20 protein-coding genes are annotated in these 18,063 nt (G+C 67.7%); 14 read left to right on the forward strand and 6 right to left on the reverse strand.

Annotated elements, in window-relative coordinates; genetic code table 11:
* Positions 1-78: 78 nt before the first annotated feature.
* Positions 79-603, reverse strand: coding sequence for a transcription elongation factor GreA (greA, locus tag FSW06_RS00295; RefSeq protein WP_010119393.1), 525 nt, complete (start codon positions 601-603; stop codon positions 79-81).
* 60 nt (positions 604-663) lie between these two features.
* Positions 664-1,107 carry a DUF4307 domain-containing protein gene (locus FSW06_RS00300; RefSeq protein WP_238525924.1) on the reverse strand — a complete coding sequence of 148 codons (444 nt, stop codon included), beginning with the start codon at positions 1,105-1,107 and terminating at the stop codon, positions 664-666.
* 94 nt (positions 1,108-1,201) lie between these two features.
* Between FSW06_RS00300 and mca the strand changes: the two genes are divergently transcribed.
* Genes mca through FSW06_RS00315 form a run of 3 tightly spaced genes read left to right on the forward strand, consistent with a single transcriptional unit; the run spans position 1,202 to position 3,335 of the window.
* Complete coding sequence (mca, locus tag FSW06_RS00305; protein ID WP_050801940.1) at positions 1,202-2,134, forward strand: mycothiol conjugate amidase Mca; 933 nt, start codon at positions 1,202-1,204, stop codon at positions 2,132-2,134.
* A gap of 2 nt (positions 2,135-2,136) precedes the next feature.
* Positions 2,137-2,583, forward strand: coding sequence for a hypothetical protein (locus tag FSW06_RS00310; protein ID WP_040429949.1), 447 nt, complete (start codon positions 2,137-2,139; stop codon positions 2,581-2,583).
* The gene (locus FSW06_RS00315) at positions 2,580-3,335 is read left to right on the forward strand and encodes an isoprenyl transferase (RefSeq protein WP_010119388.1); all 756 of its coding nucleotides are present in this window, start codon (positions 2,580-2,582) and stop codon (positions 3,333-3,335) included. The genes FSW06_RS00310 and FSW06_RS00315 overlap by 4 nt, the downstream gene beginning before the upstream one ends.
* A 13-nt stretch (positions 3,336-3,348) precedes the next feature.
* Here the strand turns inward: FSW06_RS00315 and coaA are convergent, their stop codons facing one another.
* Positions 3,349-4,263: a type I pantothenate kinase gene (gene coaA, locus FSW06_RS00320; RefSeq protein ID WP_010119386.1), complete on the reverse strand. Its 915-nt coding sequence runs from the start codon at positions 4,261-4,263 to the stop codon at positions 3,349-3,351.
* Positions 4,264-4,374: 111 nt separating this feature from the next.
* Between coaA and glyA the strand changes: the two genes are divergently transcribed.
* The 7 genes from glyA to FSW06_RS00355 all read left to right on the forward strand — a co-directional run bounded on the left by glyA (position 4,375) and on the right by FSW06_RS00355 (position 11,751).
* Positions 4,375-5,670, forward strand: a complete 1,296-nt coding sequence (gene glyA / locus FSW06_RS00325; RefSeq protein ID WP_010119384.1) for a serine hydroxymethyltransferase — start codon at positions 4,375-4,377, stop codon at positions 5,668-5,670.
* 3 nt (positions 5,671-5,673) lie between these two features.
* A complete protein-coding gene (locus FSW06_RS00330; protein ID WP_010119383.1) occupies positions 5,674-6,264 on the forward strand; it encodes an isochorismatase family protein in 591 nt (196 codons plus the stop codon).
* A gap of 17 nt (positions 6,265-6,281) precedes the next feature.
* Positions 6,282-7,298 carry a heme/hemin ABC transporter substrate-binding protein gene (locus tag FSW06_RS00335; protein ID WP_010119381.1) on the forward strand — a complete coding sequence of 339 codons (1,017 nt, stop codon included), beginning with the start codon at positions 6,282-6,284 and terminating at the stop codon, positions 7,296-7,298.
* Between the two features lie 20 nt (positions 7,299-7,318).
* On the forward strand, positions 7,319-8,104 hold the full coding sequence (locus tag FSW06_RS00340; RefSeq protein ID WP_010119378.1) for an enoyl-CoA hydratase/isomerase family protein: 786 nt from the start codon (positions 7,319-7,321) through the stop codon (positions 8,102-8,104).
* Positions 8,105-8,227: 123 nt separating this feature from the next.
* On the forward strand, positions 8,228-8,641 hold the full coding sequence (locus FSW06_RS00345; protein ID WP_010122930.1) for a hypothetical protein: 414 nt from the start codon (positions 8,228-8,230) through the stop codon (positions 8,639-8,641).
* A gap of 212 nt (positions 8,642-8,853) precedes the next feature.
* On the forward strand, positions 8,854-9,660 hold the full coding sequence (locus FSW06_RS00350) for a DDE-type integrase/transposase/recombinase (protein ID WP_146881279.1): 807 nt from the start codon (positions 8,854-8,856) through the stop codon (positions 9,658-9,660).
* A 918-nt stretch (positions 9,661-10,578) separates the two neighbouring features.
* On the forward strand, positions 10,579-11,751 hold the full coding sequence (locus tag FSW06_RS00355; RefSeq protein ID WP_010119370.1) for an acyl-CoA dehydrogenase family protein: 1,173 nt from the start codon (positions 10,579-10,581) through the stop codon (positions 11,749-11,751).
* Positions 11,752-11,776: 25 nt separating this feature from the next.
* On the opposite strand, the gene FSW06_RS00360 is transcribed toward FSW06_RS00355, so the two are convergent.
* On the reverse strand, positions 11,777-12,118 hold the full coding sequence (locus FSW06_RS00360) for a DUF5997 family protein (protein ID WP_029449078.1): 342 nt from the start codon (positions 12,116-12,118) through the stop codon (positions 11,777-11,779).
* Between the two features lie 59 nt (positions 12,119-12,177).
* On the opposite strand from FSW06_RS00360, the gene FSW06_RS00365 reads away from it, so the two are divergent.
* The 4 genes from FSW06_RS00365 to FSW06_RS00380 all read left to right on the forward strand — a co-directional run bounded on the left by FSW06_RS00365 (position 12,178) and on the right by FSW06_RS00380 (position 15,614).
* Complete coding sequence (locus FSW06_RS00365) at positions 12,178-12,792, forward strand: type 2 periplasmic-binding domain-containing protein (protein WP_010119366.1); 615 nt, start codon at positions 12,178-12,180, stop codon at positions 12,790-12,792.
* Positions 12,793-12,884: 92 nt separating this feature from the next.
* The gene (locus tag FSW06_RS00370) at positions 12,885-13,544 is read left to right on the forward strand and encodes an LGFP repeat-containing protein (RefSeq protein ID WP_420838756.1); all 660 of its coding nucleotides are present in this window, start codon (positions 12,885-12,887) and stop codon (positions 13,542-13,544) included.
* A 75-nt stretch (positions 13,545-13,619) separates the two neighbouring features.
* Positions 13,620-15,026: a PhoH family protein gene (locus FSW06_RS00375; protein ID WP_010119362.1), complete on the forward strand. Its 1,407-nt coding sequence runs from the start codon at positions 13,620-13,622 to the stop codon at positions 15,024-15,026.
* Between the two features lie 18 nt (positions 15,027-15,044).
* Complete coding sequence (locus tag FSW06_RS00380) at positions 15,045-15,614, forward strand: GNAT family N-acetyltransferase (protein WP_010119360.1); 570 nt, start codon at positions 15,045-15,047, stop codon at positions 15,612-15,614.
* Positions 15,615-15,709: 95 nt separating this feature from the next.
* On the opposite strand, the gene FSW06_RS00385 is transcribed toward FSW06_RS00380, so the two are convergent.
* Complete coding sequence (locus FSW06_RS00385; protein WP_010119358.1) at positions 15,710-17,287, reverse strand: MDR family MFS transporter; 1,578 nt, start codon at positions 17,285-17,287, stop codon at positions 15,710-15,712.
* Between the two features lie 66 nt (positions 17,288-17,353).
* On the reverse strand, positions 17,354-18,031 hold the full coding sequence (locus FSW06_RS00390; protein ID WP_010119356.1) for a TetR/AcrR family transcriptional regulator: 678 nt from the start codon (positions 18,029-18,031) through the stop codon (positions 17,354-17,356).
* Positions 18,032-18,063: the final 32 nt, after the last annotated feature.

Below are 18,063 nucleotides of genomic sequence, written 5' to 3' on the forward strand. Positions count from 1 at the left end.
CGGAGATGCGGAAACCCCCGCCGGGTCACTCCCGGCGGGGGTTTCCGCAGGCCGCTGGACGGCAGTGCGGCAGGAACGCTACTGCTGGTCGCGGGGGATGTCGCGGTCCGGGTCGTAGGGCTCGGCGCTGACGACCGTGACCGACACGGTGCCGCCGGTGGCCGGGACCTGGTACTCGCGGGTCTCGCCCTCCTTCGCGCCGATGAGGGCGGCGCCCAGCGGGGCGTCCGTCGAGTAGGTCTCCAGATCGGGGTTCGAGGACTCGAGCCCACGGGTCCCGATGAGGAAGGTCTCCTTGTCGTCCTCGTCGCCGTCGTAGTAGACGTGGACGACGGAGCCGACGAGCGCGACGCCCGACTCCTGCGGGGCCTCGCCGATGGTGGCGCTGTCGAGCAGCTCCTCCAGGTAGACGATGCGGGCCTCTTCCTGGCCCTGCTGCTCACGGGCGGCGTGGTAGCCGCCGTTCTCCTTGAGGTCTCCTTCCTCACGCCGCTCGTTGATCTCCGCTGCCAGTGCCGTGCGGTTGTTCTTCAGAGCGGTCAGCTCGTCAGAGAGACGGTCGTAGGATTCCTGGGTCAGCCAGGTCGTCTGATTATCGGCCATGTCCGGTCGAGCCCTCCTGCGTCGGTGCTTGTGTCGGGGCACAGTGTAGCACCGGTGCGGTCACTGTCCGGCGGTGGTGCTGTCGTCCGTGCTGGTGTGGTCGTCGAGGTAGGACGGGAAGACGGTGGAGCAGCCGTAGACGTCGGTGGCGACGGCCCGCTCGTGGGTGGGGATGACGACGGTGAGACGGGTCGTCTCACTCCCGCCGCCGGCGACGACCGCCTCGCGGCGTCCGACCTCGGCCTTGTCGTAGTTCATGGCGGTGACGATGCAGTACGCGGGCTGGTCCGAGTCGTCCCGGGTGATGTCGAGTTTCATCTGGATCGAGTCGTCGGTGTCCGTCTCGAAACCGGTGACGGTCCCGGAGACGTCGGCGTCCGACGAATCACGCCACTGTGACCAGATGAAGATGCCCGCGGCGACCAGCACCACGATCACGCCGATGACGATGACTTTGCCGCTCACACCGGAGGACCGCGAATTGCCGTAGGACGCCTTGCTCATGGCGACCATCGTATGCTGCGCGCGGTCGGGGCAGGAAACGGCGGTCGTTCGACGGAGTTGGACGCCGCCGTGGCACGGTTGTTGAATGGACCGCATGCGGCAGAACACAGGTGACAGGAACAGCGGCGGCGCCGCCCCCGGCGACGGGCTGCGCCTGCTGGCGGTGCACGCACACCCCGACGACGAGTCGAGCAAGGGTGCGGCGACGATGGCGAAGTACGCCCACGAGGGCGTGGAAGTGATGGTGCTGACCTGCACCGGGGGTGAACGGGGGAGCATCCTCAACCCGAAGATGGACCGGCCGGGCGTCGCCGAGCACATGGACGAGATCCGTCCCGCGGAGATGGCGGAGGCCGCCCGCATCCTCGGTGTGGAGCACCGGTGGCTCGGGTACGTGGACTCGGGGCTGCCGGAGGGGGATCCGCTGCCCCCCCTGCCGGAGGGCTGCTTCGCCCTCGCGGACACCGAGGAGGCCACGCAGAAGGTCGTCGCCGTGCTCCGGGACTTCCGCCCCCACGTCATGATCACCTATGACGAGAACGGCGGCTACCCGCACCCCGACCACATCAAGACCCACGTGGTCTCCGTCCGCGCCTACGAGGACGCCGCCCGGGCCGACTACCACCCCGAACTCGGCCCGGCGTGGGCGGTGCAGAAGCTGTACTACACGCACGGTTTCGTCCGGCGCCGGTTCGAGGTCATGGCGAAGGCCGACATGGAGGAGGGTGACGGTTCCCTGGCCGGTGCCCTCGAGCGCTGGCAGTCGATGCCGGACATCATGCCGCGGGTGACGACCCGCGTCGACTGCGCGGACTGGTTCGAGACCCGGGACGCCGCCCTGCGGGCTCACGCCACCCAGATCGACCCGGACGGGGCCTTCTTCGCGATTCCGATGGACCTCCAGAAGCGGCTGTGGCCGACCGAGGAGTTCGAACTCGCCCGCAGCAGGGTGAAGACCGAGCTTCCGGAGGACGACCTGTTCACCGGTGTGGTGCCGGATTCCGGACTCTCCTCCGATAGGCTGTGACCATGACCAGTGCGCTGTCCGTGACCGACCTGAGCTACACCGTCCTCGCCCAGGAACAGGTGAACAAGGGGCCCCAGGGACCCGAGTTCGGGAAGGCGTCCCCCGTGGGACTGCTGGTGATCGTCGCACTGCTGGTGGCGATCCTCGTGGTGGGCTACCTGTTCAACCGCCGGATGAAGGCGATGACACGGCGCCGCCAGTTCGCCGAGAAGCACGGCATGGACCCCTTCGACATCGCCGAGATCGACCGGCGGATGGCCGAGGAGCAGCGACTGACCGCTGACGAGGTCACTGACCAGGCCTGGCCGACCGAGGAACCGGAGGAGTTCGCCCGCCGCTACGGCGACGGGACGGACACCGGCACAGGGACCGGCAAGGACGCCGGGGCAGGCTCCGACCATGACGGGGACCATGATGGGGACCACGACGGGGAGGCCGGTGGTCGGTGATCCTCTACCCCCTCTACGAACGCCGGCTGGTCCGGGAACTGCGTGACCAGCCGAGGCCGGGGCATGTCGCGATCATCGTCGACGGCAACCGACGCTGGGCGCGGGAGAACGGGTTCGCCGACGTCTCCCACGGCCACCGGGTCGGTGCGGAGAAGATCGTCGAGGTCGCCAACTGGTGCGACGAACAGGGGATCGGCACCTTCACCGTCTACCTGCTGAGCACGGAGAACCTGCGACGCAGCCGGGCGGAACTCGATCTGCTGATGGGGATCATCGGCGACGTCTCCGACGAACTCGCCGAGGCGAAGGGGAAGTTCCGGCTGCACGTCATGGGCCGGCCCGACCTGCTGCCGGAGGACCTGCGGGAGCGGCTCGCCTGCGCGGAGGAACGCACCGCGGACCATACCGGACTGCGGGTCAACATCGCGGTGGGCTACGGCGGACGCCAGGAGATCGTGGACGCCACCCGTGCGCTCGTCGACGAACTGGTCGCCCGGGGCGTCCCCGCCGACGAGCTGAGCTCACGGATCACCGATGACGCGATCGGCGACCACCTCTACACCTCGGGGCAGACCGACCCCGACCTGGTCATCCGGACGTCGGGGGAGCAGCGGCTGTCCGGATTCCTGCTGTGGCAGTCGGCCTACTCGGAGATCTGGTTCACCGAGACCTACTGGCCGGCGTTCCGGCGCATCGACTTCCTGCGGGCGCTGCGGGACTTCGCCGGCCGGCACCGCCGGTTCGGGAAGTAGGCTGTCAGACCTGTCAGATCTTTCTCATCCGGACCGACTCGACGAGGTGGTCCGGCCCCTTCGTGAGCACGAGGGACGCCCGGACACGCGTCGGCAGGATGTTCTCCATGAGATTGGGCAGGTTGGTGTTCTGCCAGATCTCGCGGGCGACGGTCCGGGCGTCCTCGTCGGAGAGTCCGGCGTAGTAGTGGAAGTGGGCGCCGGGATCCTTGAACGCGGAATTCTTCAGCTTGAGGAAACGGTCGATGTACCAGCGTTCGATGTCGGAGCGCTCGGCGTCGACGTAGACGGAGAAGTCGAAGAGGTCGGAGATCATGAGGGTCGGGCCGGTCTGCAGGACGTTGAGGCCCTCGACGATGAGGATGTCGGGGCGGTCGACGACATGCACCTCCTCGAGCCGGTCGTAGGTGCGGTGGGAGTACATCGGCGCGGGGACGTCCGGGGCGCCGGACTTCACGGCGGTGACGAACTGCAGCAGCGCTTTCTGGTCGTAGGTCTCCGGGGAGCCCTTGCGGCCCATCATGTGCCGCCGGTTGAGCTCGTCGGCGGGGTAGAGGAAACCGTCGGTGGTGACGAGGTCCACCCGGGGGCGGGACTCCCAGCGCTGCAGCAGCACCTGGAGCAGTCGAGCGGTGGTGGACTTGCCGACGGCCACCGACCCGGAGACGCCGATGATGAACGGGACTTTCGGCAGATCCTCACCGAGGAAGGTCTCGGTGGCCTCGTTGAGCCGCCGCATGGCCTGGAACCGGAGATCGATGAGCCGGGACAGCGGCAGGTAGATCTCGCTGACCTCTTCGAGGTCGATGTCCTCGCCGACACCCCTGAGCTCCTCGAGTTCATCCTCGCTGAGGACCTGGGGCATGGACTTTCGGAGCTGCTGCCACTGGGCGCGGTCGAGCTCGATGTACGGGCTGATTTCCGGCATGGACGATCATTGTCCTCGCCGAAACGGGATTCGGCTAATCGTTTCCGGGGGTCCCACGTTAGGATGTCCGGTGGAACCGTACCGCCGGACAGTGAGAGGTCTTTCACGACAATGAGCGACACCACCCAGCACAATCTCCCCCTCGGGGAGTTCGACCCGGAGGTGGCCTCGGCCATCGCCGGAGAGCTCGCGCGGCAGCGCGACACGCTCGAGATGATCGCGAGCGAGAACTTCGTGCCGCGCGCTGTGCTGCAGGCACAGGGTTCGGTGCTGACGAACAAGTACGCCGAGGGTTACCCCGGACGCCGCTACTACGGCGGCTGCGAGAACGTCGACATCATCGAGGACCTCGCCCGCGACCGGGCGAAGGCCGTCTTCGGTGCCGGCTTCGCCAACGTCCAGCCCCACTCGGGGGCACAGGCCAACGCCGCCGTGCTCGCCACCCTGGCGAACCCGGGCGACAAGATCATGGGCCTGTCCCTCGACCACGGTGGGCACCTCACCCACGGCATGAAGCTGAACTTCTCCGGCAAGCTCTACGACGTGGCCGCCTACCAGGTGGACCCGGAGACGATGCGGCTGGACATGGACCAGGTCCGTGAGCAGGCCATCAAGGAGAAGCCGCAGGTCATCATCGGTGGCTGGTCGGCGTACCCGCGCCACGAGGACTTCGCGGCCTTCCGCGCGATCGCCGACGAGGTCGGGGCGAAGCTGTGGGTCGACATGGCCCACTTCGCCGGGCTCGTCGCCGCCGGGCTGCACCCCTCGCCGGTGCCGTTCGCGGACGTCACCTCCACGACGGTGCACAAGACCCTCGGCGGTCCGCGGTCGGGCATGATCGTGCTCAACGACCGTGAGCTGTTCAAGAAGATCAACTCCGCGGTCTTCCCCGGCCAGCAGGGCGGCCCGCTGATGCACGTCATCGCCGCCAAGGCCGTGGCGATGAAGATCGCGCAGACCGAGGAGTTCCGCGACCGGCAGGCCCGCACCCTCGAGGGCGCGAAGATCCTCGCTGAGCGGCTGACGGCGAAGGACGCGGTCGAGGCGGGCGTCAACGTCCTCACCGGCGGCACCGACGTGCACCTGGTGCTCGTCGACCTGCGCAACTCCGAGATGAACGGCCAGGAGGCAGAGGACCTGCTGCACGACGTGGGCATCACGGTGAACCGCAATGCGGTGCCGTTTGACCCGCGCCCGCCGATGGTCACCTCCGGGCTGCGCATCGGGACGCCCGCCCTGGCGTCCCGTGGTCTCGACGCCGCCGCCTTCACCGAGGTCGCCGACATCATCGGCACTGCCCTGGTGCAGGGGAAGAACGCGGACACCACCGCGCTGCGCGCCCGGGTCGACAAGCTCGCCGAGCAGTTCCCGCTGTACCCGGGCCTCGAGGACTGGAAGCTGGCCTGACCGGTGCGTGCCCTCATCGTGGTCGACGTCCAGAACGACTTCTGTCCCGGCGGCGCCCTGGCGACCGACCGCGGTGCGGAGGTCGCCGCGGACATCACGACGTACCTGCGTGCCGCCCGCGAGGCCGGGACGTACGGTGCGGTGGTCGGGACGAAGGACTGGCACATCGACCCGGCGGGACATTTCGCCCCGGAGGGTACGGCGCCCGACTTCGAGGAGACCTGGCCGGTGCACTGCCTGGCCGACAGTGACGGGGCGCAGAGCCACCCCGCGCTGGACACCTCGCTGATCGACGCCTGGTTCCTCAAGGGTGAGCACACTGCCGCCTACTCCGGTTTCGAGGGGCATCCCGCAGGTGCTCCGGAGTCGTCACTCGCGGACTGGTTGCGGGATCACGACGTGGACGCGGTCGACGTGTGCGGCATCGCCACGGACTTCTGTGTCCGCGCCACGGCACTGGACGCCGTCGCCGAGGGCTTCGACGTCCGGGTGCTCACCGACCTGTGCGCGCCGGTGACGCCCGGTGGTGGGGCGGTCGCCTTCACCCAGATGTCGTATGTCGGCGTCGACCTGATTGACAATCATTTCCATTAGCGGGTTAGAGTGGGGCCGTGAAGAAAATCCGGTCCCACGTCTCCGTTCCCGCCGCCCTGCTCGCCGTCGTCCTGCCGGTGGCGGTGACGGTCGCCGGCTGCAGCCCGGCCGACCAGAAGGACAGCCCCGGGACCACCGCCACGGCCTCGGCTGCCACCGGGCCCGTGGAGGTCGACCCGCTGGGTGATGTCACCCCGGTGACCGACGATCCGGGGGAGGGGCGTCCCGAAGCCGCCCGCATCGTCGCCCTCGACCAGTACGGGACGTTCACCCGGATCCTCGACGGGCTCGGTCTCGCCGACCGGATCGTGGGGCGGTCGGTGGCGTCCTCCGAGCCGGCACTCGCCGATGTCCCGGTCGTCACCCGCCACGGCCACGAGATCGACGTCGAATCGGTCCTGGAACAGCACCCCGGCCTGGTCCTCATCGACGAGAAGGACCCGGCCGGCGGCGCGTCGGCCGGTGCGGTCTCCCAGCTGCGCGGCGCGGGGGTGACCGTCGAGACGGTCGACCTGACCCGCAACCCGGACACGGTCGCCGACAACATCCGGACCGTCGCCCGGCATGTCGGACTGCCGGAGGTGGGGGAGAAGCTCGCCGACCGGTCCGCGGAGAGCATCGCGCGGGCGAAGGACACGGTCGCCGGACTCGCCGGATCCGCCGGTGGGGACCGCCCGCGGATGGTCTTCCTGTTCCAGCGCGGGACCGGCACCTTCCTGCTCATGGGCGGCCCCTCGGGCGGCGCCCCGCTGATCCCCGCCCTCGGCGGCCGCGATGTCGCAGGGGAGCAGGGCGTGGACCGCTCGGTCCCGGCGACCGCCGAGGCACTCGCCGCGATGGATCCCGAGATCATCCTCACGGTCCGCACCGGGGGCGGGGTGGACGCCCTGCTCCGGCAGCCGGGTGTCGCGCAGACGACCGCCGGCCGGGAACAGCGGGTCATCGCCCTGCCGGACGCCGAGGCGATGTCCTTCGGCCCGCAGACGGGGGAGTCCCTGGCCCGCTACGCCGAAGCAGTCTGGCAGGGGCGGTAGGCGCGGTAGGCTCATCCTCCATGAGCCTTGTCGACATCAGGGACGCCGCGGGCGTCCGTACCATCACCATCAACCGCCCCGACGCGTACAACTCGCTGAACCGGGAGCTGCGTCTCGCGCTGATCGACGCATTCTCCGACGCCGCAGCGGCCTCGACCGCCGGCGGCCCGGTGCGCGTCGTCGTTCTCGCCGCGGCCGGCAAGGCATTCTGCTCCGGCCAGGACCTCAAGGAACAGCTGCGCGACGCCCGGGAGGGGACCGGCACCGGCAAGGTCGTCGAGGAGTACAACCCGATGATGGCGGCCCTGCTGTCGATCCCGGTGCCCGTCATTGCGGCGGTGCAGGGGCCGGCCGCCGGTGCCGGCTGGGGTATCGCGATGGCCTGCGACTTCCGCGTGGTCTCTGCTGCGGCGAGTTTCAAGGGGGCGTTCTCCGGGGTGGGGCTGGCCAGCGACTCCGGACTCTCGCAGTCGTTGACGGACGCCGTGGGACAGGCCCGCGCGCTGGAGCTGCTGCTGTTCGACGAGAAGATCCCCGCCGCCCGTGCCGCGGAGCTCGGGTTCGTCACCTCGGTGGTGGAACCGGCGGAGCTCGCCGACGCGGTCGCGGGGCTGGCTCAGCGGTTCGCGACCGGGCCGACGGCGTCCTACCGGGAGATCAAGGCGTTGGTGCGGGATGCGGCCGCGGTGAATGCGCGGGCCGACGAAGAGGGGGAGGCCCAGCGGCGGTTGTTCACCACCGCGGACCACACCGAGGCGATGGCGGCCTTCCTGGAGAAGCGGGCCCCGCAGTTCCGCGGGGAGTGAGCGGGCCCCGGTGCGGGCCGTGGCGCGATGTCCCCGAGTCTGCGCCGACAATTCGCCGTGACCCCTCTTTGCCAGGCTGTGTGTGAGTCACTCCGACTCCCGCACAGAAAGGAGTCCCCGGCGATGAGCATCGCACCGGGCTACACCAACGACCAGATCCGCGAGTTCGTCTACGAATACGACCGGCAGCCCCACGGCACGAAGGCCACATGGCTGGCAGGAACGGAAGTGTCCCGCGGCGTTCTCCGCCGATGGCGCTCCGCGGTCTACGACGGGGACATCGACAAAGGACTGGTACCCAGGGACAGTGATGGGGTGAAATCCTCCAATTCCCAACGCCGGGCCGTCGCAAGTCGGCAGGACACCGAAGCTCGTCGTATCGCCGAGCTGGAAAAACAGGTCGCCGAACTGAAGTCGTCCAACTCCAAACTGGAGGCGACCAACGATGCACTGGGAAAAGCTATCGGGCTCTTGCACGACTTGAACGCGCACGGGCCCGACGACAACCCGGATCAGACCAGGCCCTCCGATTCCTGAGGATCGACAATGACCTGGTCAACGAGCTGAAACGCCCGGAATACCTCGGATCTCTGCGCAAGGCACTGAACCTGGTCGACCTGGCCCGGTCAACGTGGCACTACCGTCACCAGCCCCGTACCACGGTCGCTGATCCGGTCCACCAGGCCGACCGGGCCTACGAGTCACGCATCGACCTGGCAGACCGGGCGGTCATCGCCGCATTGATCCAGTTGGCCTGGGCGGCCGGCAATTCGGTGGACTACGCGTTCGCCACCGCGTGGGACGCCGGGATCATGATCGCGTCGAAGCGGTCCTGGTGGCGCATCGCCGGTGACCTGGACCAGGCCACCCGCCCGGTTGCCCCGACGAGGGGCACCGGCACGTCGAAGAAGCGGCCCACACCGGTGGTGGTCGCCACCGGCCCGAACCAGGTGTGGAGTTGGGACATCACGGATCTGAAGTCGCCGTACGCCCGGAAGACGTTCAAAGCGTACTCGGTGATCGACATCTACTCGCGGATGATCATCGCCTGGCGGGTCGCCGACCGCGAGGACAAGTCTCTGGTCAACGAGATGTTCTCCCAGGCGATCGAGGCCTACGGACCTCCCGGGGTCGTGCACGCTGACAACGGGACGGTGATGAAGTCCAACGACCTGAAGAACCTGCTCAGTGACCATGGTGTGCAGATGAGTCACAACCGGCCGTACGTGTCCAACGACAATCCGTACTCCGAGTCAGAGTTCCGAACGATGAAGTACCGGCCGGACTACCCGGGCGTCTTCGACTCACTCGAGGATGCCCGGACGTTCCTGCGGTCGTATGTGCCCTGGTACAACACCTGCCACAAGCACTCGGGAGTTGCGTTGTTCAGCCCGCAGGATGTCTTCGACGGGACGTGGAAGACCAAACACCAGCGCCGGGATGATGCACTGCAACGCTACTTCGACCGGCATCCGGAGCGGTTCCGTGGCAGGCCGAGGACCCGGAAGCCGGCGGAGGTCGTCGGCATCAATCACAGGCAGGAAGCAACGGTTTAGGGTCGGGTGACTCCACACAGCTTGACAGCGAGCGGACCGTGGCAACGGAAGGCCGGAATGTCGGCGCATCCTCCGGACGTCCCGCCGGACGCCGCTTTGCGGACTCAGCCTCCACCGCAGTGGAGCCGCGGTGTCCCGAGCTGACCCGAGTTGACCCGGATCGGTCAGTTCCGTCGGACCGGAAACGCAGAATCGGGTCAGCTCGGGACAACTCCGGCCGGGTCGGCCGGTAAAAGACATGCATTCTGACCATTGGCCCCCGGTGAGGCTGCGCAGGGTGACCGTACAGAGTGAGGCCCCGGTTCCCCTGGGTGACGAGCCAGGGGCCGGGGCCTCGGGTGGAAGCGCTGTGTCCGCGGGTGACGAATCCGCGGCAGCGAAACTTCCGGTTCGCCGCGGTGGCGGACGGACTGCAGTCCAGGGCGCGCGTTGGAGGTGCCGCAGCTCCGGGGCGCGGATCCGGTGAGAAGAGGAAGCCGGATCGTCGCGGGTCCCGGGGCCGAACCCTGGTATCCGTCTGCCGTTGCGGCTGATCCACAACTGCAGTGCGCCGTAGGTGACTAGCCTTCGACACGCCCATGAGGTTAGCGAGACCTAACGCAGCGTGTCAATAATTCGGCAACATAAACGTTGCGTAATTCACCGGAGCAGCGGAAAAATGTCGTCTGACCTGCGGAATGTTTATGTCATGGCCGACCGTCGAGTGGTCACCCCCGCATCATCCCCCCGTCGGCTGCGCGCGGTGGATCCGTAGAGTGGGCGATCGGGCACCCCCGCCACAACGGCCCAGGTTTGCGCGGGACGGGGTCTGCAGGGTTAGTATGATTTTGTAACAACCGGGAGACATGGATCACACCGGACATGTCAGTGCGACGCAGGTCGTCGCCCCGCTCAACCACCTCCGTCGGAAGGATGAGGATGAAGAACTTCCTGCCCCGCACCATTTTTGAAGAAGAGCACGACATGTTCCGCGAGACGTGCCGCGACTTCGTCAACTCGGAGATCAAGCCCAACGTCGACAAGTGGCACGAGCAGGGCTTCTGCGACCGCTCCATGTACAAGGCCGCGGGCTCGCTCGGCCTGTTCGGCATGACCTCCCCCGAGGAGTTCGGCGGCGGCGGAATGGACGACTACCGCTTCAACGCGATCCTCTCCGAGGAGCTCGCCGAGGCCGACTGCGGTTCCGTCATCGTCTCGATCCAGGTCATCAACGACCTGGTCATCCCGTACCTCGAGAACTTCGCCAACGACGAGCAGAAGAAGAAGTACCTCGCACCGCTGTGCGCCGGTGACAAGATCGGCGCGATCGCGATGACCGAACCGGGTGCCGGTGCGGACCTGGCGGGTATCCGGTCCACCGCCATCAAGAACGAGGACGGCGACTTCGTCCTCAACGGCTCCAAGACCTTCATCTCCAACGGTATCCAGGCCGACTTCACCATCGTCGTCGCCATCACCGACCCCGCCCAGGGTCGTGCCGGCGTCTCGCTGCTCGTCGTCGAGGACGGCATGCCCGGGTACACCAAGACCGGTCCGCTGAAGAAGGTCGGCCTCAAGGCCCAGGACACCGCCGAGCTCAACTTCGAGAACGTCGTCGTCCCGGCCGAGAACATCCTCGGGGAGGAAGGTGCCGGCTTCGGCTACCTGCGCCACAACCTGGCGCAGGAGCGCGTCTCCATCGCCGTCGGGTCGATCGCCACCTCGCGCCGCGCCTTCGACCTCGTCTACCAGCACTCCCAGGACCGGAAGACCTTCGGCAGCCGCCTCGTCGACCACCAGGCCTACCGGTGGGAGCTGGCGAAGATGGCGACGGAGATCCAGTCCGCGCAGTCCTTCGTCGACGCCTGCGTGGCGGCCAAGGTCAAGGGTGAGCTCGACGAGGTCACCGCCTCCATGGCCAAGTATCTGACCACTGAGCTGCAGATCAAGGTCGTCAACACGGCGCTGCAGCTGCACGGCGGCTACGGGTTCATGATGGAGTACCCGATCGCCACGCACTACCTCGATTCGCGTGTCCAGCCGATCTACGGCGGCCCGAACGAGATCATGCTGGAGATCATCTCCCGTCGTCTCGCCAAGGGTCTGAAGTAACCCGGCGGGACAACAGGGACGGGACCTACGCGCCGCGGTTCTCCGCGAGCGCGGTCCGGGCCGTCCGCAGCCACTCCGGCTGATCGGCCAGCAGTGCCTTGATCTCGGCGGTGGTCAGCGGGCGGTCCATGTCGTTGTTCTTCAGCGCCGTGATGGTCACGCCCAGCTTGCGGGCGACCTCGGCGCGGGGGTGGGGGCCCTCCCGCCGGAGGGTCTGCAGCCACTCCGGGGGATTCTTCTGCAGTTCCACGAACGCCTCGTGGCTCAGCGGCGTCCCGCGGAACTCCTCCGGGGCGGCGGGCAGGTAGATTTTCAGTTTCTTCGCCGCGGTCAGCGGCTTCATCTCATTCGACGGTGCGGCACTCATGGTCGATCAGTCTAGTGGGCGGGGCCGGTGCCGGTACCGCTGGCCGATAGGATGGCGCCATGCGCTATCTCAAGGTCGTGTTCACTCCGGGAGCGGCCCCCGGTAAATGGTTCGGCCGCTTCGACGACCGGATGGCGGGATGGCGGGCGGCAGGTGCGGCCGCCGACGATCCACTGGCGCACATCATGGCGGGGACTGCGGACATCGCGCTCGCCAGGTTCCCCGGGCCGGCGTGGTCCGGCGGGCTGGGTTCAGGGGAGTTCGCCGGACTCGACGATCTCACCCCGGCGGACCTCGACCGCTTCGACCTGCACCGCGTCCGGCTCTATGAGGAGCAGCCCGGCGTGGCCTTCCCGAAGGACCACGCCCTCGGGGCGCTCGACGAGACCGAGACCGCCACGCCCGGCGACCTGACTGACGAGATGGAGCTGTACCGGGGCTGTGATCCGGCGCAGGTCCGGGAGAACCTGACCGTGGTGGCCGCGAATGTCGGCATCGTCGTCGCGCCGCGACCGCTGCTCCGGGCGGTGAACCAGCGCGGCGTGGCCCACCGCGGACTCGCCGGGCTGCCGCCGACCGGCATCGGTCTGGTGTGGCGCCGGGACCGGGACGACGAGGTCATCCAGCAGTTCGTGGGGATCTGCCGGGGTCGTCGGAACGGAAGTTCACGCTGAATTTATGTGACAGTCATCACACGGTCGGCGCCATTTCTGATACACATTAAGTGTACGGCTTTAAGAAAAGCGACCCCCGACCGACACAGGAGATGCATCCCGTGAAGAAGACCACGTTCCGCCGCCCCAGCCGCACCGCCGCCATGAAGACCGCCGCCGTCTTCGCCGCCGGTGGACTCGTCCTGGGCGCCGCGGCCTGCAGCGACGACGACGATTCCGGTGACTCCGGCACCTCGACCTCGGCCAGCTCCGCGGCGGGATCCGGCGCCTCCGACAGTGCCGACGCCACCGCATCCGGGGCCGCCGGCGCTTCCGAGGGGGCAGGCGCCTCAGGTGCCGCCGGCGCCGCCGGTGACGTCACCTCCGCCGACCAGCTGCCCGACGAGGTCAAGGCCGCCTACGAGCAGGCCGGTGGAGAGAGCGGCGAACTCGGCGCCTTCACCTCCTTCGAGACCTCCGGGGACAATTCGCTGGCGACCTTCGCCAACGGCGTCATCGCCACCTCGCCGGAGACCGGAGCCCAGCCGATCATCGGCAAGATCGCCGAGACCTGGGTCGCGCAGGGATCGCTGGAGAACCCGGTCGGCCTGCCGACCGCTCCGGAACAGGGCGACGCGACCTCCGGCTGGGACCAGGAGTTCCAGAACGGCACGGTCGGCTGGCACACCGACGAGTCCGGCACCTGGGCCGCCACCGGTGCCGGTGCGGAAGGTGCAGCAGGCGCAGAAGGCGCAGCAGAAACAGCCGGATAGGACCGGTCCGACGGTTCACACACTGTTCATCTCACACCCGTGTGAGCCACACGTCGCGGCGCTAGCGTCGGCCCCATGACCGACACCACCACGACCTCACCACCGCGTCCCGCAGGGGCCGCCGCCACCGACCACGGTCAGTGCGCGGCGGCCCCTGTCGCCGTCCGGACCTACGTCCTCGACACCTCCGTCCTGCTGTCCGACCCCTGGGCACCCCTGAAATTCGCCGAACACACCGTCGTACTCCCCGTCGTCGTCATCACCGAACTGGAGGGCAAACGCCATCACCCGGACCTCGGCTGGTTCGCCCGTCAGGCGCTCAACCTCCTCGAGGATCTGCGGCGCGCCGGTGGGAGACTCGACCGTGGCGTCCCGGTCAGTCCGGACGGTGGGGTGCTGCGGGTGGAACTCAACCATGTCGACGACAGGGTCCTGCCCGCCGGCCTGCGGTTGTCGGCGGGCGGCGGCAACAGCGGCAACAGCGGCGACAGTGGCGACAATGACCGCCGGATCCTCGCCTGTGCCCTCAACCTGCGGGCCGACGGCGGCGACGTCACCCTCGTGACGAAGGATGTCCCGTTGCGGGTGAAGGCCGGCGTCGTCGGACTCCCCGCCGACGAATACCGCGCCCAGGACGTCGTGTTCACCGGCTATGACGGCATGTCCCGCGCGGAGGTCCGCTCCGGCCTCATCGACGAGCTCTATGCCGGGGGAGTGGCCGACGGCTCCGGGATCACCGACGATCTCCCGGTCCACTGCGGCGTCCAGCTCGTCTCCGGCAGCCAGAGCACCCTCGCCCGCGTCGCCGCCGGCGGCGTGCTGCAACAGGTTTCCGACCGGGAAGCCTTCGGCCTGCGGGGACGCAGCGCCCGGCAACGCATCGCCCTGGACCTGCTACTCGATGAACAGGTCGGCATCGTCTCCCTCGGCGGCTCCGCCGGCACCGGGAAATCGGCCCTCGCCCTGTGCGCCGGACTCGAGGCGGTGCTGGAGCGGCGGACGCACCGGCGGATCGTCGTCTTCCGGCCGGTGTACGCCGTCGGCGGGCAGGACCTCGGCTTCCTCCCCGGCGACGCCGACGAGAAGATGAACCCCTGGGCCCAGGCGGTGTACGACACCCTCGAGGGGATCGTCAGCGACAACGTCCTGGACGAGATCGCCGACCGTGAGCTGCTCGAGGTGCTGCCGCTGACCCACATCCGCGGCCGCAGCCTCAACGACAGCTTCGTCATCGTCGACGAGGCACAGTCGCTGGAACGCAACGTCCTGCTCACCGTGCTGTCCCGGACGGGCCGGAACTCCCGGGTGGTGCTCACCCACGACGTGGCCCAGCGGGACAATCTCCGGGTCGGCCGCCACGACGGGATCCAGGCGGTCATCGAGAAGCTGAAGGGGGAGCCGCTGTTCGCCCACATCACCCTGACCAGGTCGGAACGGTCCGCCATCGCAGATCTCGTCACTGACATGCTCGAGCAGGGGTGAAGACCGTACAATGCGCCCATGACTTTCACCATCCGCCCCATGCGCGAGGATGACTACCCTCAGGTGACGGCGATCCAGCAGGCCGGGATGGACACCGGCCATGCCACCTACGAGACCGAACCGGTGAGCTGGGAGGAGTTCACCGCCTACCGTCGATCCGGTCTCATGTTCGTCGCCGACGAGGACGGTACCGTCCTCGGCTGGGTGACCGGCTCCTGGTACTCCCACCGGGCCGTGTTCAGCGGCGTGATCGAGGACTCGGTCTACGTCTCCCCGGACGCCACCGGCCGCGGCGTGGCCGGTGCGCTGCTCGACCACCTCATCGAGGAGGCCACCGGGCAGGGTTTCTGGGCGGTGCACGCCGTCGTCTTCCCGGAGAACGCCGGTTCGATGCACCTGCACCGCTCCCGCGGCTTCAAGGAGATCGGGGTCGCGCACACCATGGCGAAGATGACCTACGGTCCGATGGCCGGCAGCTGGCGGGACATCGTCAGCTTCGAGAAAGTGCTCGAAGGGGGCCCGGCCCACCCGGAATACCATGACCGTGTCGTCAACGGCGACGGGACGACGGACGCGGCGGCGTCCTGACAGGAAGTCCGGCGGACGCACCGGACACGGCAGAGGCCCCGGTCACCGTGACGGTGACCGGGGCCTCGTGCAGATCGTGACGGGGGTGTGACGCTCTACTCGACCTCGTCCTTCAGCCTCTCCTCACGGGTGAAGAAGAGGATGACACCGGCGACGATCGCGAACGGGATGAGCACGGTGAAGATCGGGACCAGCGCATCGTTGTAGCTGGTGGTGATCGCCTCGTGCAGCGGTCCCGGCAGCGAGTCGACGATGCCCGGGGTCAGGCTGTGACTGTCACCGGAGAACATCGACATGAAGTCCTTGGCCTTGTCACCGAGCTGCTGCATGGCACCGGGGACACGGTCACCCATGTTGTCCGCCAGCCGGGAGGTGAACACCGAACCGACGACGGCGGAGCCGACGGACATGCCGATCTGCCGGAAGAAGTTGTTCGAGGCGGTGGCCGTACCGACCATGGCGACCGGGAAGGCGTTCTGGACCATGAGGACCAGGATCTGCATCGCCATACCGATACCGAAACCGAAGACGAACAGGACCAGACCCAGGTGGACCAGACCGTCGTGGGTCTCCAGACCGCCGAGCAGGAACAGGCCGACGGCGACGACGAACATGCCGACGACCGGGTACCACTTGTAGCGGCCGGTCCGGCTGACGATGAAGCCGATGACGATGGAGGTCGGCATGAGACCGGCGACCATCGGGATCATCATCAGTCCCGCCTTCGTCGGGCTCAGACCGTGGACCATCTGGATGTACGTCGGCATGTAGGCCAGCGTGCCGAGCATGACCACGCCGATGACGAGGCCCGCGCCGGTGCACAGCAGGAAGTTCCGGTTCTCGAACAGGGCCAGCGGGATGATCGGCGACTCGGCCTTCGACTCGGCGAAGAGGAAGAGGACCGCGCAGACCACGGTGGCGATGATCAGACCGATGATGGTCGCGGAACCCCAGGCGTAGTCCTTACCGCCCCAGGTGATGAACAGGATCAGGCAGGTCGCGAAACCGGCCATGAACAGCGTGCCCCAGAGGTCCAGCTTCGCACCGTGGCCGCGCTTCGGGATGTGCATGGCGAAGACCGTGATGGCGATGGCGATGACGGCGATCGGGATGTTGAACCACAGTGACCAGCGCCAGCCGGGACCGTCGGTGAACAGACCACCGAGCAGCGGGCCGAGGACACTGGAGAAGCCGAAGACCGCACCGATGATGCCCATGTACTTGCCGCGCTGCCGGGCCGGGATGACGTCGGCGATGATGGCCTGGGACAGCACCATCATGCCGCCGCCGCCGATGCCCTGGATGGCGCGGGCGACGATGATGATCCAGATGTTCGGGGCGAGCGCACCGACCAGGGATCCGATGAGGTACATGGTCAGGGCGAAGATGAACAGCGGCTTGCGGCCGACCTGGTCACCGAGCTTGCCGTAGATCGGCAGACCGATGGTCTGGGCCAGCAGGAACGCGGTGATGACCCAGCTCTGCTGGTCGGTGCCGCCGAGCTCGCCGACGACGGTCGGCAGTTCGGTGGCGAAGATCGTCTGGCCGAGCGAGACCAGCAGCATGCCCAGGACAAGACAGCTGAAAACCAGGGGCACATTGTTGTGCGACGCCGCGGGTGCGTCCGGGGTCGGGGACGCAGCGGTGGACTGCTCTTCCGTGAGTTTTTCCATTGATGTCCTCGTTAAAGTTCTCTTCTGCCGTGCGCGGTGGCGTACGGCGGTCGTGCAGTGTGGATGTCAGTCCCAGCCGTCGCTGTAGGCGGCGGCGAGACGGGTGAGTTGACGTCCGGTCCGGTTCAGTGTCTCGGTCCGGGTGTCGTCCTCGGTTCCGTAGACGAGGGGGCCGGCCACCAGAACCTGACGGATGACGGAGGTCAGCAGCAGTGCCTCCTGGTCGACCGTGAGGTCGGTGGCCTTCCGGTTGTCGGGGAACCCGGTGAGCTGACGGCGGATCGTGTCGAGGACGGATCCCGCGAGCTGGTCGAACCGGCGCATGCCGGAGATCATCAGTTCCGGGGTTTCATTGACGATCCGCCGCCGGCGTGCCCGGACCTTCATACTGGTCTCCCGGTCGGGGGAGTACCTGAGCGAGCGGTCCGGGTCACTGTCGATACAGTCGCCGATGTAGCGGAGGATGTCGCGGACGACATTGTCCGAATCGGTGGTGGCGAAGGTGTCGAGATCGTCCCGGGACAGGGGCGGTACACCCGTCCCGGCGGCGACCTCGTCCTTGGAGTTGAAGTAGTTGAAGAAGGTGCGGCGACTGATGCCGGCCTTCTCGCAGATCTCTTCGAGCGTGACATCGTGGAAACCGCGGTCGAGGATCAGCTCAGTGGCACAGTCCTCGATGCGCAGTCTCGTCTCCCGGCGCTTGCGTTCCCGCAGTCCAGGGCAGTCGGTTTCTCTTTCAGTCACGAGAGACTGTTGTACACCCGGTGCATTCTTGC

Origin of the sequence: Corynebacterium nuruki S6-4, assembly GCF_007970465.1 — a bacterium.
Lineage (GTDB): Bacteria > Actinomycetota > Actinomycetes > Mycobacteriales > Mycobacteriaceae > Corynebacterium > Corynebacterium nuruki.

Excerpts from the sequence above, each read along its gene's own strand:
- greA (WP_010119393.1), bottom strand. The coding sequence starts at position 603 with ATGGCCGATAATCAGACGACCTGGCTGACCCAGGAATCCTACGACCGT.
- FSW06_RS00300 (WP_238525924.1), bottom strand. The coding sequence starts at position 1,107 with ATGAGCAAGGCGTCCTACGGCAATTCGCGGTCCTCCGGTGTGAGCGGC.
- mca (WP_050801940.1), top strand. The coding sequence starts at position 1,202 with ATGCGGCAGAACACAGGTGACAGGAACAGCGGCGGCGCCGCCCCCGGC.
- FSW06_RS00310 (WP_040429949.1), top strand. The coding sequence starts at position 2,137 with ATGACCAGTGCGCTGTCCGTGACCGACCTGAGCTACACCGTCCTCGCC.
- coaA (WP_010119386.1), bottom strand. The coding sequence starts at position 4,263 with ATGCCGGAAATCAGCCCGTACATCGAGCTCGACCGCGCCCAGTGGCAG.
- glyA (WP_010119384.1), top strand. The coding sequence starts at position 4,375 with ATGAGCGACACCACCCAGCACAATCTCCCCCTCGGGGAGTTCGACCCG.
- FSW06_RS00340 (WP_010119378.1), top strand. The coding sequence starts at position 7,319 with ATGAGCCTTGTCGACATCAGGGACGCCGCGGGCGTCCGTACCATCACC.
- FSW06_RS00345 (WP_010122930.1), top strand. The coding sequence starts at position 8,228 with ATGAGCATCGCACCGGGCTACACCAACGACCAGATCCGCGAGTTCGTC.
- FSW06_RS00355 (WP_010119370.1), top strand. The coding sequence starts at position 10,579 with ATGAAGAACTTCCTGCCCCGCACCATTTTTGAAGAAGAGCACGACATG.
- FSW06_RS00360 (WP_029449078.1), bottom strand. The coding sequence starts at position 12,118 with ATGAGTGCCGCACCGTCGAATGAGATGAAGCCGCTGACCGCGGCGAAG.
- FSW06_RS00365 (WP_010119366.1), top strand. The coding sequence starts at position 12,178 with ATGCGCTATCTCAAGGTCGTGTTCACTCCGGGAGCGGCCCCCGGTAAA.
- FSW06_RS00370 (WP_420838756.1), top strand. The coding sequence starts at position 12,885 with ATGCATCCCGTGAAGAAGACCACGTTCCGCCGCCCCAGCCGCACCGCC.
- FSW06_RS00375 (WP_010119362.1), top strand. The coding sequence starts at position 13,620 with ATGACCGACACCACCACGACCTCACCACCGCGTCCCGCAGGGGCCGCC.
- FSW06_RS00380 (WP_010119360.1), top strand. The coding sequence starts at position 15,045 with ATGACTTTCACCATCCGCCCCATGCGCGAGGATGACTACCCTCAGGTG.
- FSW06_RS00385 (WP_010119358.1), bottom strand. The coding sequence starts at position 17,287 with ATGGAAAAACTCACGGAAGAGCAGTCCACCGCTGCGTCCCCGACCCCG.